Annotated in this window: 10 protein-coding genes; 8 read left to right on the forward strand and 2 right to left on the reverse strand. The window is 59.3% G+C overall.

Annotation, left to right across the window (positions count from 1 at the left end; genetic code table 11):
* Positions 1 to 79 precede the first annotated feature (79 nt).
* Positions 80 to 622, reverse strand: coding sequence for a DUF4352 domain-containing protein (locus tag HMPREF1207_RS17870; RefSeq protein WP_009676094.1), 543 nt, complete (start codon positions 620 to 622; stop codon positions 80 to 82).
* Positions 623 to 999: 377 nt separating this feature from the next.
* Between HMPREF1207_RS17870 and trpS the strand changes: the two genes are divergently transcribed.
* Positions 1000 to 1989: a tryptophan--tRNA ligase gene (gene trpS / locus HMPREF1207_RS17875; protein WP_009676114.1), complete on the forward strand. Its 990-nt coding sequence runs from the start codon at positions 1000 to 1002 to the stop codon at positions 1987 to 1989.
* Positions 1990 to 2337: 348 nt separating this feature from the next.
* Here trpS and HMPREF1207_RS17880 read toward each other — a convergent pair whose 3' ends face one another.
* Positions 2338 to 3279 (reverse strand): aldo/keto reductase, encoded by a 942-nt coding sequence (locus tag HMPREF1207_RS17880; protein WP_009676162.1) that lies wholly within the window; start codon positions 3277 to 3279, stop codon positions 2338 to 2340.
* A 169-nt stretch (positions 3280 to 3448) separates the two neighbouring features.
* Between HMPREF1207_RS17880 and HMPREF1207_RS17885 the strand changes: the two genes are divergently transcribed.
* From HMPREF1207_RS17885 to HMPREF1207_RS17915, 7 genes are all read left to right on the forward strand, one after another.
* The gene (locus tag HMPREF1207_RS17885) at positions 3449 to 4018 is read left to right on the forward strand and encodes a TetR/AcrR family transcriptional regulator (protein WP_009676128.1); all 570 of its coding nucleotides are present in this window, start codon (positions 3449 to 3451) and stop codon (positions 4016 to 4018) included.
* A gap of 43 nt (positions 4019 to 4061) precedes the next feature.
* Positions 4062 to 4409 (forward strand): DMT family transporter, encoded by a 348-nt coding sequence (locus HMPREF1207_RS17890; RefSeq protein ID WP_009676062.1) that lies wholly within the window; start codon positions 4062 to 4064, stop codon positions 4407 to 4409.
* Positions 4409 to 4723 (forward strand): DMT family transporter, encoded by a 315-nt coding sequence (locus HMPREF1207_RS17895; RefSeq protein WP_009676109.1) that lies wholly within the window; start codon positions 4409 to 4411, stop codon positions 4721 to 4723. The genes HMPREF1207_RS17890 and HMPREF1207_RS17895 overlap by 1 nt, the downstream gene beginning before the upstream one ends.
* A 447-nt stretch (positions 4724 to 5170) precedes the next feature.
* Entirely contained in the window at positions 5171 to 6205 is a 1035-nt protein-coding gene (pheS, locus tag HMPREF1207_RS17900; protein ID WP_009676182.1) for a phenylalanine--tRNA ligase subunit alpha, read from the forward strand.
* Positions 6206 to 6229: 24 nt separating this feature from the next.
* On the forward strand, positions 6230 to 8680 hold the full coding sequence (pheT, locus tag HMPREF1207_RS17905; RefSeq protein ID WP_009676186.1) for a phenylalanine--tRNA ligase subunit beta: 2451 nt from the start codon (positions 6230 to 6232) through the stop codon (positions 8678 to 8680).
* 179 nt (positions 8681 to 8859) lie between these two features.
* Positions 8860 to 14082 carry a hypothetical protein gene (locus tag HMPREF1207_RS17910; protein ID WP_009676089.1) on the forward strand — a complete coding sequence of 1741 codons (5223 nt, stop codon included), beginning with the start codon at positions 8860 to 8862 and terminating at the stop codon, positions 14080 to 14082.
* On the forward strand, positions 14082 to 14630 hold the full coding sequence (locus HMPREF1207_RS17915; protein WP_016423855.1) for a CvpA family protein: 549 nt from the start codon (positions 14082 to 14084) through the stop codon (positions 14628 to 14630). Before HMPREF1207_RS17910 ends, HMPREF1207_RS17915 begins: the two co-directional genes overlap by 1 nt.
* Positions 14631 to 14657 lie beyond the last annotated feature (27 nt).

The raw sequence follows: 14657 nt of genomic DNA on the forward strand, positions 1-14657 counted from the left end.
AGCCGGTCATGAAAAAATAAATGTCCTGTTCCGTCGGCGGAACAGGACATTTTTCATTGTTCGAGCTTTTATCGCACATTTATTGCAGATTGATTTTTACCGCTTTGTCCGGCCGGACGTCTTCTTTGTGAAGAAGCTGGAGCTTGGGATCGCCCTTGGGCTGCTCGAACACCAGAGTGCCCGAAACTTTGCCGCCCGGAGCCAGTTCGCCGTATTTGAGACCGGTTTCCCCGGAGAAGGAAGCGAGCACTTTATCGCTGGTCATCCCGCTGCTGTTGGCCATTTCAAAGCTGTACGGGTTGTAAGGGAGCTCTTTGGTTCCCGAATTTTCGATATTCAGCGTCACCACGACAAATTCGCCGTCCGGCAGGTTGGGCGTTTCTGGCCCCTGCTCCGTAAATTTTTCCACTTTGCTTACTTTTATTTTCGCATCGCCGATTTGAACGGTATCTTCTTTGGAGTATTCCTGAGCGAGGGACGCGGCAAAGCGCGGCGCTTCGGCGGCGGAAGAACGGTCTGCGCCGCCGCCCTGTTTGAGCGGGGATGCTTGCTCCTTATAATCTCCGCATGCGGTCAAGGCCAGACACGAAACAGCGGCAAGCAGGCCGAGTTTTGTTTTCAAAAGACTCTCCCCCAATCTGAATGTTATTCGTTAAGACTTATAACCCGCAAACGAAACCCGGTAAACAATTCCGGCGCAAACAATTGCCTTCCTCCCCCGTATCGAAAGCGGACCGCTTTCCGTACGTTAGAGCGCGTTTGTCCAGGCAAACGAACAAAGGTGGTACCGCGAAGTGAAACTTCGTCCTTTTTAAGGACGGAGTTTTTTTGTTGTCCGGTTTACGTTACGGACCTTAATCTTCGCAAACATTTTATTTCACATAAAGGGGGTGATGGCCGTGGAAGACGGTTGGTGGTGGCGTCTGGAAAACAGAACGGACAAAGATTTGAAACATTTGCGAAAAGGGATTGAAACCTACATTCAAAGGAGAAATGAATATGGAACGGATATTAACGGGAGACCGCGTCACCGGGAAGCTGCACCTCGGCCATTACGCCGGAAGTTTGAAAAAGCGGGTGGAGCTGCAGCATCAGATGGAAACGTTTCTGCTGCTGGCGGATGTGCAGGCGCTGACGACGCATTTTGAGGACCCGGATCTGGTAAGAAAACATCTGCGGCTTGTCGCGCTGGACTACTTGGCGGCCGGAATCGACCCGGAGAAGGCTGTGCTGTGCGTGCAGTCGCTCATTCCGGAAATCGCCGAACTGACGGTGTTTTACTCGATGTTCGTCACAGTCAGCTCGCTGAGGCATAACCCGACGACCAAAAGCGAGGCGGAGCAGCGGGGGTACGACGATTTGTACTACGGCTTCCTCGGTTATCCGGTCAGCCAGGCGGCGGACATCACGTTCTGCAAGGCAACGCTCGTCCCGGTGGGCGACGACCAGATTCCTCATATCGAGCAGACCCGCAAAATCGTCCGCAGATTCAACTCGCTCTACCAGCCGGTGTTTGAAGAGCCCCGGGCGCTGGTCGGCCATACGCCGCGCCTGATCGGTCTGGACGGGAACGGCAAAATGAGCAAGAGTCTGGGCAACGGCATTGAGCTCGATGCCTCTGCGGAAGAGATAAGAGATAAACTGAAGAAGGCCAAGACGGACCCTTCCAGAATCCGCAAAGACGATCCGGGACATCCCGGGATTTGCCCGGTCTTCTCCTACCATGAAGCATTTCTGGCCGAGGAGGCCCCGGAAATAAGGGAGAGCTGCGAACGGGGGAGCATTGGCTGCACAGCCTGCAAGGAGAAGCTGGCGGAAGGGCTGAACGCCCTGCTGGAACCGATGAGGGGGCGCAGGGCTTACTACGAGGCGAAGCCTGCCGAAGTGGACGAAATTCTCCAATCCGGCACAGCCAAAGCGCGCGGCATCGGCCGCGAAACGATGCGGGAAGTGCGGGAAGCGATGCGGATTGATTATTTCGGACGCTGACGGGCCAGTGCGGCAGTACCGTGCTTTGCTGCCTTGGCACGGGTCGGGTCCCGGTCGAGCACTTCCCGCATCAGCGGAAGCTTCGGGTGTTCCGGACATCGGAGCGTCCAGGGGGCCTTGCGCAGCCGAATGCGCATGCGCCTAGGCGGGAGCCGGGAGATGCCTCGGGCAGCCGGTAGGGGCTCTCCTCTGCTTCGCTGTGCGGCAGTGTGCCTGTGCTGCACCGCAAGGCTCCATAGGGCCCGGCCATGCCGCAAGGGCAGCCCCGCAGCCGCGACGCACTTGTGCCGCACGGCAACGCAAAAAAGCCTATCCGTTAAAACCGGATAGGCCTTTTCGCGTGCGCAATCATGCGCCGGAAGCTTCCGCTTCTTCCGTCCATGCTTGCGGGTGGTTGTCGCTCAGATACGCCGCCGCTTTCGCGTTGCTTTCGACTTGAGCGACGTTTTTGCAGCCCGGGATGACGGCGCTGACCGCGTCATGCTTCAAGCACCACGCGAGGGCCCACGTCGCCATGTCCATCGCTTCCGGCACTTCGTGCTCGCGGATGCGCTGCACCTCCTCGAGCTTGCGCTGCGTCTCGGCGGGGTCGTGCCGGTGGCGCGTGTCCGTGGCGGCGAAAGTGGCGCCCGGCTTGTACTTGCCGCTGAGATAGCCGCTCGCGAGGGGAACGCGGGCAAGCACGCCGAGGTTCTGCTGCAGGCACGACTGGAACACGCTCTCTTCGGGAGCGCGGTCGAGCCGGTTGTACACGACCTGGATCGCTTCCGAGCCGACCTGTGTGGAGGCGGCTACCTGATGAAGGTTGTCGTTCTTCGCGATCGAAGTGCCGATGTGAAGAATTTTGCCCGCCTGCTTCTGCTTGTCCAGCGCCGTCCAGAGGGCGTCGTTGTCGAACACGGAATCCGTTCCCGAATGGAACTGGTACAAGTCGACGTAGTCCACTCCCAGCGCTTTCAGAGAGGCGTCGAGCTGCCCGATCATATCTTCCGCCGAAAAACGCTCGTCGCGTTTAAACCGGTCATGATAATGATGGCCGAACTTGGTCGCTACGACCCAGCCTTCACGGCCCCGGCGGCTCAAATAGTTGCCGATAAACGATTCCGATAAATGATCGCCGTAGCATTCCGCGGTATCGATAAGGTTGATTCCGAGTTCCTTTGCCTTGTCCAGGACAGCGTCCACTTCGTCCTGCGTAAAGTCCTGTCCCCATTCGCCGCCGAACTGCCATGTGCCGACGCCGATTACGGACACTTTTAATCCCGTCTTGCCGAGTGTGCGGTATTTCATCGTTTCAGCCTCCCGCGTGCGTATTTGACCGTGTCGGACCCGGAATCCGTAACGGTATATTCTCTTTCATTTAACGGGAAAATGAAGGCAAAGTCAAAATGCCGCTTGATCCCAAAGCGGAAATGTGACATACTATACCTAACTAATGTTAGTTAGGAGAGTGGGGCTCATGAATACTCCCGAGCGGATCAAGGCCGCGGCACTCGATTTGTTTGCGTCACAAGGCTACGAAGGCACCTCCATGGCGAACATCGCCGAAGCCGTAGGGATAAAAACACCTTCCATCTACGCACACTTTAAAGGCAAAGAGGAATTGTTTCTCAGTGTGCTGCAGGATGCGTCCCGCGGCGAGCTGGAATTTGCCTCCTCGCATCTGGAAGCGGGCGGCGAGGCGCTCGACCGCAAGCTGTATAAGCTGTTGTCCCATACGCGCGGCAAGTACGAGCACAACGGTTCGACGAAGTTTTGGATTCGGATGATGTACTTTCCGCCGGCCTCGGTGTACCGGGAAACGATAGAGCTCTCTTATGCGTACTTGTCCCGGATGGAGGAGCGGCTTACGTCCGTGTTTACCGAGGACTGCTCGGCTATCGGCGTCGATCCGGATAAAGCCGCGGCGGCTTTTCTTTGTCTGATGGACGGGATCATTGTGGAACTGCTGTACGGTACGGCCGAAAGCTACGATAAAAGGCTGGAGGCTTCGTGGGACGTCTACTGGCGGGGAATCTCTCATTCATGAGCCTTCATGAGCATACGGGGAAAGAAGGAGGCATAATTCGATTATGAATCGGAACTGGTTTTATGTACTGGCGGCGGGATTGCTGGAAATCGGCTGGGTTTCGGGTCTGAAACATGCGCATGACGCGTTTACCTGGATATTGACCGGAGCCGCGATCCTGCTCAGCTTCTGGGTGCTGCTGATGGCGACAAGCCGTCTGCCCGTTGGAACGGTGTACGCGGTATTTACGGGGATCGGCACGGCGGGAACGGTTCTTACGGAAACGATCGTGTTCGGGGAGCCGATCAGCTGGCTGAAGATTGTCTTTATCCTGATTCTGCTCGGCGGTGTGATCGGGCTTAAAATCACGACGAAAGAACCGGAAGAACCGGCGAAAGGAGCGAATTCCTGATGGCATGGGCCGCACTGATATTGGCGGGATGTTCGGAAATTTTCGGCGTACTCGCCATGAACAAAATCGCGCGGAAGAAGACGATTGGGGCTTACGCGCTGCTTTTCTTCGGCTTCGGCATCAGCTTTTCGCTGTTGTCCTATGCCATGGAATCCATCCCGATGGGCACGGCTTACGCCGTGTGGACCGGAATCGGTACGTGCGGGGGCACATTGCTGGGCATGTTTATGTTCGGCGAGTCCAAAGACTGGCGCCGCATCCTGTTTATCGCCATGATTATTTCGGCGGCCGTAGGACTCAAGCTTCTTACGTAACCGCCGCCTGTTCTTTTTTTGCAAGGGAAGCGGGCTTTGAATGGGCTTGCAACCCCGCGCCGATTTTCATATAATAGGTGGCATAGTTAAACGCAGCAACCAATTCCATAGCAAATGCAATGAAGGAGAAAAGTACGCAGTGCTTCCTGACAGGGAGGAGACGCCGGAGATTGAGAGCGTCCCCGTGGAACCAGGCTGCCGAAGTTCGCTCCCGAGCAGTTTCTTGAACAGTGGCCTGGGGCCAGTCAGTAGAGAGTACCGGCTACGAACCGTTATTTCGAAGAGTGAGACACGTCAGAGGCGGATGACCTTCCAGGAAGGCATTTTGCGCAGCAGGCGGTCTAACAAGGGTGGTACCACGGCTTTTTCGTCCCTTACCGGGCGGAGAAGCTTTTTTTGTTGTCCGGAAACCGTCAAGGGTTGCCAGATCTAAAGGAGGGATTACACATGAGAGAACGTTTGGAAGCGTTAAAAGTACAAGCGCTGCAGGAATTGGCCGCTGTCGGCAGCCAGCAGGAGCTGAATGATCTCAGAGTCAAGTATTTGGGCAAAAAAGGGCCGCTGACCGAAATTTTGCGCGGCATGGGCGCGTTAAGCGCGGAGGAGCGTCCGGTTATCGGCCAGGTGGCCAATGACGTCCGCGGTGCGATTGAAGAAGTGATCGCGGCGAAGCAGGAAGAATACGACCGCCAGGAGACGGAAAACCGCCTCCGCGCCGAAACGATCGACGTTTCCCTGCCGGGCCGTCCGTCCGTACAGGGAGCCGTTCATCCGCTGAACAAGATCGTCGAAGAGATCGAGGACATTTTCATCGGGATGGGATTCACCGTCGTGGAAGGGCCCGAAGTGGAGCGCGATTACTACAACTTCGAAGCGCTGAATCTGCCGAAGGACCACCCGGCCCGCGATATGCAGGATTCGTTCTACATCACCGAGGAGCTCCTGCTCCGCACCCAAACGTCGCCTGTCCAGGTCCGGACGATGGAAGGCCGCAAAGGAGCCGTGCCGATCAAAATCATTTCTCCGGGCAAAGTGTACCGGCGCGATGACGACGACGCGACCCACTCCCACCAGTTCACGCAAATCGAGGGGCTTGTCATCGACAAGAACATCCGGATGAGCGATCTGAAAGGGACGCTGCTCCAGTTCGTACGCGAGCTGTACGGCCCGCAGACGCAAATCCGTCTGCGTCCGAGCTTCTTCCCGTTCACCGAGCCGAGCGCGGAAGTCGACGTGTCCTGCATGATGTGCGGCGGCGAAGGCTGCCGGACCTGCAAGCAGACCGGCTGGATCGAAATTCTGGGCTCCGGCATGGTTCACCCGAAGGTGCTCGAAATGTCCGGCTACGATCCGAACGAATACAGCGGGTTCGCTTTCGGCCTGGGGGCTGAACGGGTCGCGATGCTGAAGTACGGGGTAGAAGATATCCGCAATTTCTATACGAACGACCTGCGCTTCCTGAAGCAGTTCGTCCACCTATAAACCGGAGAGAAGGAGGAGAAGACGATGAAAGTTTCTTATCAATGGCTGTCGGAATATGTAGACGTACAGGGCTTCACGGCTGAAGACCTTGCAGATAAATTGACACGGAGCGGTATCGAAGTCGACATTGTCGAATCGCTGAACAAAGGCGTGTCGGGCGTTGTCGTCGGCTTTGTCAAATCGAAGACGAAACACCCCGATGCGGACAAACTCAACGTTTGTACGGTCGATGTGGGAACGGGTGAGGACCTGCAGATCGTCTGCGGAGCCAAAAATGTGGATGCCGGACAAAAGGTCCCGGTTGCCGTAATCGGCGCCGTACTTCCCGGAGATTTCAAAATCAAGCGCGCCAAGCTTCGCGGCGTGGAATCCCAGGGCATGATCTGCTCCGCCAAAGAGCTGGGCATGAACGATAAACTGCTGCCGAAGGAAATTCAGGAAGGCATTCTGGTTCTTCCGGAAAATACCGAGATCGGCAAGCCGGTCGTGGACGTGCTGGCTCTAAGCGACAACATTCTGGAACTTGAGCTGACGCCGAACCGATCGGACTGTCTCAGCATGATCGGCACCGCTTACGAAATCGGCGCGATTCTCGGGCGTCCGGTGAAGCTGCCGGAAGAGGGACGCAACGTTAATGTGGATTTCAGTACCGTCAAAGCGGAAGACAAAATCTCCGTTTCCATCGCCGCTCCCGAGCAGTGCACGCATTATGCGGCACGCCTCATTGAAGGCGTCCGTGTCGGCACGTCTCCGCTGTGGCTCCAGAACCGTCTGATGGCGGCGGGCATCCGCCCCATCAATAACATCGTAGACGTTACGAATTACGTGATGCTGGAATACGGCCAGCCTCTTCACGCGTTTGACGCGGATCAGGTCGCGGGCGGCAGAATCGAAGTCCGCCTTGCGGCGGAAGGAGAGAAGCTGGTGACGCTTGACGATGTGGAGCGTACCCTGGAGCCGCACATGCTGCTCGTAACCGATGGCATCAAGCCTATCGCGGTTGCGGGAGTTATGGGCGGCGCGAATTCCGAAGTGACGGAGAGCACGACTTCGATTTTGCTCGAGTCGGCTCGGTTTGCCGGCCCGTCCGTCCGTAAAACGTCCCGCCAGCTCGGTCTGCGTTCGGAGGCGAGCCTCCGTTTCGAGAAGGAAGTCAATCGGGAAGCGGTCATTCCTGCGCTTGACCGTGCGGCGGCTCTCCTTGTGCTTTGCGCCGGAGGCCAGGTCGCCCAAGGCATCGTGCAGGAGACCGTTCAAACCTTCTCCGGCGTCAAGATTCCGTTGAAGCTGGAACGTGTCAATACGTACCTTGGAACGGATCTTTCGCTGCAGCAGGTCAAAGAAATTTTCGACCGTCTCGGTCTGGAATACGGACTGCTCGAAGAGGGCTCTCTCCTCGTTCACGTGCCGGGTCGCCGTGGGGATATTACCCGTGACGTCGAACTCATTGAAGAAGTGGCGCGCCTGTACGGCTACGACAACATCCCGACGACGCTGATGACCGGCGTAACGACTCCCGGCTCCCTGACGCGCGAGCAGTCCCTTCGCCGGACTATCCGCCGTCTGCTGACGGGCAGCGGCCTGCATGAAGTGATCACGTACACGCTGGGACAGCGGGAGAACGCCGCCGACTATCCGGGTCTATATCCGGAATACGCGCCGATCCCGCTTGCGATGCCGATGAGCGAGGACCGCAGCGCGCTGCGCACGTCCCTTGTTCCTCATCTGCTTGAGGTTGTGAGCTATAACCGCAACCGCAACAACGATGATATCGCGATTTTCGAAACGGGCACGGTATTCCTGTCCAAGGAGACGGCCTTGACCGCACAGCCGCAGGAAAAGCGTCTGCTTAGCATCGCGATGACCGGTAACTGGAGCGGCGCTCACTGGGGACAGAAAGCCCGCAAAGCCGACTTCTACGACTTGAAGGGCGTGTTGGAACGGGTGATTTCTTACCTGGGCGTAACGATCGAATTCAGGTCCGCACAGAAAGAAGGCTTCCACCCGGGACGCACGGCAGAACTGTTCCTGCTCACTCCGGATGGAGAGCGCCGGTCCATCGGCTACATGGGGCAGCTGCACCCGACGCTTCAGAAGAAGCGGGACCTCGAGGACACCTACGTGCTGGAAGCCGAGCTTGATCCGCTTCTCCAGCAGGCCGACTTCGAAGTGGACTACCGCATACTTCCCCGCTATCCGGCGGTAGGGCGCGATATGGCGCTCGTCGTGGATACGGCTGTACCGGTAGGCGATCTGGAACGCCTGGCGGCGGAAACGGCGGCGGAGCTGCTGGAATCCATCCGCGTGTTCGATATTTATACGGGAGAACGTCTGGGCGAAGGCAAGAAGAGCGTCGCTCTGGCGCTGGTCTATCGTCATCCCGAGCGCACGCTTCAGGACGAAGAAGTCACAGAAACGCATGCGCGTGTCGTGACGGCATTGGAATCGGCTTTCGGAGCCGAGCTCCGCAAGTGATCTTTCGCTGAAATATCAAGGCTACGGAAGGAAATAGGGCCGGTCGCATCGAATTCTTTTTCGATGGACCGGCTTTTTTCTATAAAACAAGGAAACATATGGAAAATTCCGATGTCTTCAACCGGAACCGCCATGCAGGCGGCCGGATTTCGAGTGTTTAAACCGAAGGAGGATATCTCATGAATTCGGAAGAAAAAACGAAAATCATCGTTGATATATATGGAAATGAATATAAACTGAAAGCCCATAACAGCCCTGGCTACGTGCGCAAAGTGGCGGCGGAAGTCAATGACCAGATGGTCCAGATCGCCGAAAGCTATCCGAGACTCGATACCTACAAAATCGCAGTGCTGGCGGCCGTCAATCTGACGGATGAGAAAGCCAAAGTCGAACAGAGATTCAGCGAGACGGAAAACCGGCTGAACGATTTGCAGCGGGCGCTTTCCAAGGCCGACGCCGCCGTGGAATCGGCCCGCGGGCAGCTCGAAAGAGCCCAGCAGGAGGAGCAGCTGCGCAAAGCCGAGCTGGCGGAAGCCCGGGAGCAGGGAGCCAAGGCGGCCAAGCGTCAGCAGGAGCTTACGGCATCCCTGGAGCAGACGAAGCAGCGGGCGGAACAGAATCTGCGGGAGTTGAACGCAGCGAAGGAAAAGGCCCAGCAGGGAGCGAAGCGGGAAGAGCAGCTCAAGGCCGAGCTTCAGCAGACCAGACAAAATACGGAGAAGCTTCAGCGGGAACAGGCATCTCTTAAGCAGCAGATGGAAAAAGACGCTCGCCAGGCCGATCAATGGAAAAAGGAGCTGGAGCAGGCGGCGGGGCAAATCAAGACGCTCGAAAGCAAAATCGGGCAAGCGGAGCGCGATGCCGAATCGCTGCTTGAGCAGCTGGAACAGGAAAAAACGGCGGCCGGTCAGGCAAGAGAGGAATCGGCGGCCGCTCTTCTACAAATCCAGGAAGCCGCGGAGAAGGAACAGACCCTGCGGGCCGAGCTTCAACTGGTCAAACAGCGCAGCGAGCAAGTCCAGCGCGATCTGCAGGCGTCCAAAGAGCGTGAGCGGCAGCAGAACGGGCAGATGGAGCAATTGCGGCAGGAGCTTGCGGAAGCGGCCCAAAGAGAAGCCGCGGTCCGGAGCGAAGCGGATCAGGCGAAGCAGGATGCCGAAGCGCTCTTGGAGGAGCTGGAGCTTGAAAAAGCCGCCGCCGAAGAGAATCGGCTGCAGGCTGCGGCCGAGCTGGAGAGGCTGGCGCGTGAGCAGAAGCACACGGACGAACAGCTCCGACAGCTGAAGGACGAGCTCGAGCTGGCGAAGCTGGAGGCGGATGAAAGTCGCGAAAGAGAAGAGCGGCTGAATGCCGACGCGCAGCAGGCCGCTGAACGCGAGGAAATGCTGCGCAGCGAGCTCCAGCAGGCCCAGAGAGACGCCGAAGCGCTTCTGGAGGAAGCCGAGCTTGAAAAAGCCGCGGCGGAGAGCTTGAAGGAGCAGCTCCGCGAAGCCGGGGAGCGCGAGCAGACGCAGCGCACCGAACTTGCGCTGATGAAACAGCGCGGGGAACACATGCAGCGCGAGCTGGCCGAAAGTAAAGAACAAACCGCACAGCGCGAGCAGAATCTGCGGGAAGCGGCCGATCAGCTGGAAGAAATCCGCGACGAGCTGGAAAAATCCCGTAAAGACGCGGAGGCGCTTCTGGAAGAGCTGGAGGCGAACAAGGCTTCGGCGGAAGAAGAGCTGCGCGAATCTACGGAAGCGCTCAAAGCGGCGCGTCTGGAATCCAAAGCGGTGCGAGAAGCGGCGGAGAATGAGAAAGCGGCAGCGGAAACGAGGCTGCGGAATGCCGAAGAAGCGCTGGTAACGGCTCGGCGGGAAGCGGAGGAAAGCCTGGCCGCAGCCCGTCTGGAAGCTGCGGAGAAGCTTGAGGCTTTGCAGAAAGAGTCTGCCGAGCGGTTGGAACTGGCGCAGCTTGAAGCTGAAGAGCAGCTTGAAGCATTGCGCAGGGAAGCGGCCGATCTGGAAACGGCCCGGAATGCGGCCGATGCGCAGCTGGAAGCTCTGAAACGGCAAAGCGCCGAAGAGCTGGAACTGGCCCAGATGGAAGCCGAGGAGAAGCTGGAGGCCGCACGGCGTGAAGCGTCGGCGAAGCTGACGGCGGCCGAGAACGAAGCGGCTTCCAGGCTTCTGGCGGCCGTACGCGAGGCCGAAGAGATAGAGGCCGCCCGCAAGGAAGCGGCAGCCAAGCTTGAAGAAGCACAGCGTGAAGCGGCAGCCGCGCGCGAGGCGTTCCGGCAGGAGCTGGAGGCGGCGCGTGAACGGGCCGAGCAAGAGCTCCTGGAAGCGATGGAAGCGGCGGAACAGGAAAGCGAGGCGCGCAAGGAGGCCCAACAGAGCCAAGAGGCCGCTGAGGCTAAACTGCGCGAAGCGTCCGAGGCTCTGCGGGCATTGGACCTGAAAGCGTCCGGCCTGGAAGCGGAGAAGGAAGAAGCTGCCGCGCGGCTGGAAGCGCTGGAGCGGGAAACCTCCGAGCGAATGGAAGCTTTGAAGCGTGAAGGAGCCGAAGAACTGGAGCTGGCTCAGCTGGAAGCGGAAGAACAGCTCGACGCCGCAAGACGGGAGGCGGCAGCGGAGCTGGAGGAATCGCGGCGCGAAGCCGCAGCAAAATTACAAGCCGCTGTACGCGAAGCGCAGGAGCTGGAATCGGCCCGCAAGGAAGCGGCGGATAAGCTGGCGGAAGCGCAGCGTGAAGCCGAGGCCGCGCGTGTAGCGTTCCGGCAGGAATTGGCGGCAGAGCGCGTGAAGGCCGAGCAGGAGCTGCTGGAAGCGATGGAAGCGGCAGAGCGGGAGACCGAGGCGCGTGCAGAGGTCCAGCGCGAGAAAGACAACGCCGAGGCCAAGCTGCGCGAAACGTCCGAAGCGCTGCAAGCCGCTGAGCGTAAAGCGGCCGAGCTGGAAGCAGAGAAGGAAGCTTCCTTGGCGCAGCTGGAAGCTCTGAAGCGGGAAAGCGCGGATGAGCTGGAACTGGCTCAACTGGAGGCGGAAGAGCGCCTGGAAGCCGTGCGCAGAGAAGCGGCGGCCGAACTGAAAGCCGCGGAGAACGCTGCCGCGGAGAAACTTCTGGCGGCGGAGCGCAGGGCCGAAGAGCTGCAGGCCGCCCGCAAGGAGACAGCGGACAAGCTTGAAGGGGTACGCCGTGAGGCCGAGGCTGCGCAGGAAGCGCTTCGTCTGGAGCTGGCCGAAGAGCGCGAGAGAGCGGAGCTGGCTCAGCTTGAAGCGGAAGAGCGCCTGGAAGCCCTGCGCAAGGAAGCGGCGGCTGAGCGGGAGGCCGCGGAGAACACTGCCGCAGAGAAACTTCTGGCGGCGGAGCGCAAGGCGGAAGAGCTGGAATCCGCCCGCAAAGAGACGGCGGTGCAGTTGGAAGCGGCACGCCGCGAGGCGGAAGCCGCACAGGAAGCGCTCCGCCGGGAACTGGCCGAAGAGCGCGAGAGAGCGGAGCAGGATCTGCTGGAAGCGATGGAAGCGGCCGAACGGGAGACCGAGGCGCGTCTGGCGGTCCAGCGTGAGAAGGAAGCCGCGGAAGCGCGCATTCGCGAGACGGAGCAGGCGCTTGCGGCCGTCCGGCAGGAAGCCGGAGAACTGGCGGCTTCCCGCAGCGAAGCGGCGGAGGAATTGGCGGCCGCCCGGAGAGATTTCGCCGAACAGCTCGAGTTTGCGGAGCTGGAGGCGGCGGAGAAGCTGCAGGAGGCTCAGAGGGAAGCGGCCGAGAAGCTGGCTTCCGCACAGCGGGAAGCCGAAGCCGCCCATCAGCGCGAACTTGCCGCGGAACGCGAACGTGCCGAGCGGGAGCTGCTGGAGACGGCGGGAGCGGCGGAGCGGGACAGAGCGGCCCGGGAAGCGGCCGAAATGGAGAAGGCCGACGCCCTAGCCAAGCTGCGCGAAACCTCCGAAGCGCTTGAAGCGGCCCGGCAGGAAGCGGTGCAGATGCGCGAATCGGCCGCGAAGCTTGTCGAAACGCTCCGTGCGGAGCTGACGGGGGCGCGTCAGGATGCGGAAGCCCTGCTCGAAGACCTCGAGCAGGACAAATCCGCGGCGGACGAGGAGCTGCGGAAAGTGTCCGAAGCTCTGCGCGCCGCACAGGAGGAAGCGGCAGCCGCCGCAAACGCCGCTAATGCCGCGAAAGCCGCGGAGCGGGATGCGGAAGCCCGCGCAGCCTCCGTAGGGGAGGAAATGGCGGTCCGCCTGAAAGCCGCCGAAGAGCGCGAAGAAGCGCTCCGCGGCGAGCTGGAGCAGGCGCGCCGGGATGCCGAAGCACTGCTGGAAGACCTGGAGCAGGGGCAGAGCACCGCGGACGAGCGGCTCCGTGAAGCGGAGAAGGCGCTGGAAGAAGCGCGCTTGGAAGTGGAACGCGCCCGTGAAGACCGCGCCAAGCTGGAGGTTTCTCTTAAGGAAGAACTGACCGAAACGCTTAAGCAGGGTGAACTCATGCTTACCCAGGTGGCCGCTGCCCGCGAGAAGGCCGACAAAGAACTTGCGTCGGAACGCGGCCGTTCGGCCCAAGAGCGGCTTGCGGCGGCTGAACTTGCCGCCCAGTTGGAGGGAGCCCTCAAACGTGAAGAGACACTTCGGGCTGAGTTGAACCAGGCGCGTCAGGACGCGGAAGCGCTCCTCGAAGATTTGGAGCAAGGCCAGGGCGCGGCGGCGGCTAAGCTGCAGGAAACGGCTGCCGTATTGGAGGCCGCCCGCGAAGCCGCGGTACGCGAGCTGGCAGCCGAGCGCGACAAGTCCGCCGAAGAACGTCAGAAAGCCGAAGAGCTTGCCGAACAGCTCCATGCGGCGGTTTCCGGCCGGGACGAAGCGGCAGCAAGAGAGGCTAAGCTGCGCGAGGAGCTGAGCCAGGCGAAAGCGTCCGGTGAGGCGCTGAATGCCGAGCTGACGGCCGCCCTCCGCGAAGTTGCCGCAACCCAGCAGATGGCTCACGAGCAGGTGCTTCAGGAGCAGTCCATCCGCCGGGAGCTGGACAGCTCCATGCAGGAGCGCCGGTCGTTGCAGGAAGAGCTGGACGCATACCGCCAGCTTATGGACGAGCAGGCCGATCAAGAGCGCGCCAGTCTTGGTGAACTCGGCGGCCTGCGCGGAGAAACCGAACAGCTCCGCCAGGAAGTGGCCCGGATTACCGAAGAACTGGAAACGGAAGCAAAGCGGAGCGGACTGCTCCGGCATCAGCTGGAGGAATTGGAGCAGGCTCACCTTCAGGCGGAGCAGGGCCTCAAAGAAATGAGCCGTCTGCATGAACAGACGAGCGGGCGATGGGACGAGCTGCAGGAAGAACACCGCAAGCTGCAGGACGAGTATGCGAAGCTTCAAACGGAGTATAACGAATGGATTCAGCTTGTGATGGAAGAACCGAAAGGATAATGACTCTTCCTTCTTGGAATGTACTGGATTGGTCTATCCTCGTGCTTGTCGCCGGAGGACTTGTCCTCGGCTACGCGCGGGGATTGATTTCCCAGCTGGTTTCAATTGCCGGATTGTTTATCGCCCTGTACGTCGCCGTCCGTTTTTACGAGCCCGTTGCCACGTATTTATTGCAATGGCTTTCCCTTTCTTCTTTTTCCGGTTATGATAAATATGAGTTTTTGGTCAAAGGGCTGAATTTGGAGCGTTATATCGCGAATGCCCTCTCTTTCGCACTGCTGTTCTTTCTGGTGAAGCTTGCCCTTGGAATCGGGGGGAGAACGCTCAACCTGATTGCCCGGCTGCCTGGTTTGCATACCGTTAACCGGGTGACGGGAGCGCTGCTCGGAGCGCTGGAAGCGTTTGTGATTGCCGCGGTTGCGGTTCATATCATGACAATTCTGCCGTCCGACTATGTTCAAGACAGGCTCGGCCAGTCCCGGTTTGCTCCTTATATCCTGAATGACGTTATGGAATGGGCCCGGAAATTGTGGCAGCGGAGCATGTAAGTTCAAGGATACTTCCTCCCGTAAGGG

This window comes from Paenibacillus sp. HGH0039 (assembly GCF_000411255.1).
Taxonomy (GTDB): domain Bacteria; phylum Bacillota; class Bacilli; order Paenibacillales; family NBRC-103111; genus Paenibacillus_F.

Excerpts from the sequence above, each read along its gene's own strand:
- trpS (WP_009676114.1), top strand. The coding sequence starts at position 1,000 with ATGGAACGGATATTAACGGGAGACCGCGTCACCGGGAAGCTGCACCTC.
- HMPREF1207_RS17880 (WP_009676162.1), bottom strand. The coding sequence starts at position 3,279 with ATGAAATACCGCACACTCGGCAAGACGGGATTAAAAGTGTCCGTAATC.
- HMPREF1207_RS17885 (WP_009676128.1), top strand. The coding sequence starts at position 3,449 with ATGAATACTCCCGAGCGGATCAAGGCCGCGGCACTCGATTTGTTTGCG.
- HMPREF1207_RS17890 (WP_009676062.1), top strand. The coding sequence starts at position 4,062 with ATGAATCGGAACTGGTTTTATGTACTGGCGGCGGGATTGCTGGAAATC.
- HMPREF1207_RS17895 (WP_009676109.1), top strand. The coding sequence starts at position 4,409 with ATGGCATGGGCCGCACTGATATTGGCGGGATGTTCGGAAATTTTCGGC.
- pheS (WP_009676182.1), top strand. The coding sequence starts at position 5,171 with ATGAGAGAACGTTTGGAAGCGTTAAAAGTACAAGCGCTGCAGGAATTG.
- pheT (WP_009676186.1), top strand. The coding sequence starts at position 6,230 with ATGAAAGTTTCTTATCAATGGCTGTCGGAATATGTAGACGTACAGGGC.
- HMPREF1207_RS17910 (WP_009676089.1), top strand. The coding sequence starts at position 8,860 with ATGAATTCGGAAGAAAAAACGAAAATCATCGTTGATATATATGGAAAT.
- HMPREF1207_RS17915 (WP_016423855.1), top strand. The coding sequence starts at position 14,082 with ATGACTCTTCCTTCTTGGAATGTACTGGATTGGTCTATCCTCGTGCTT.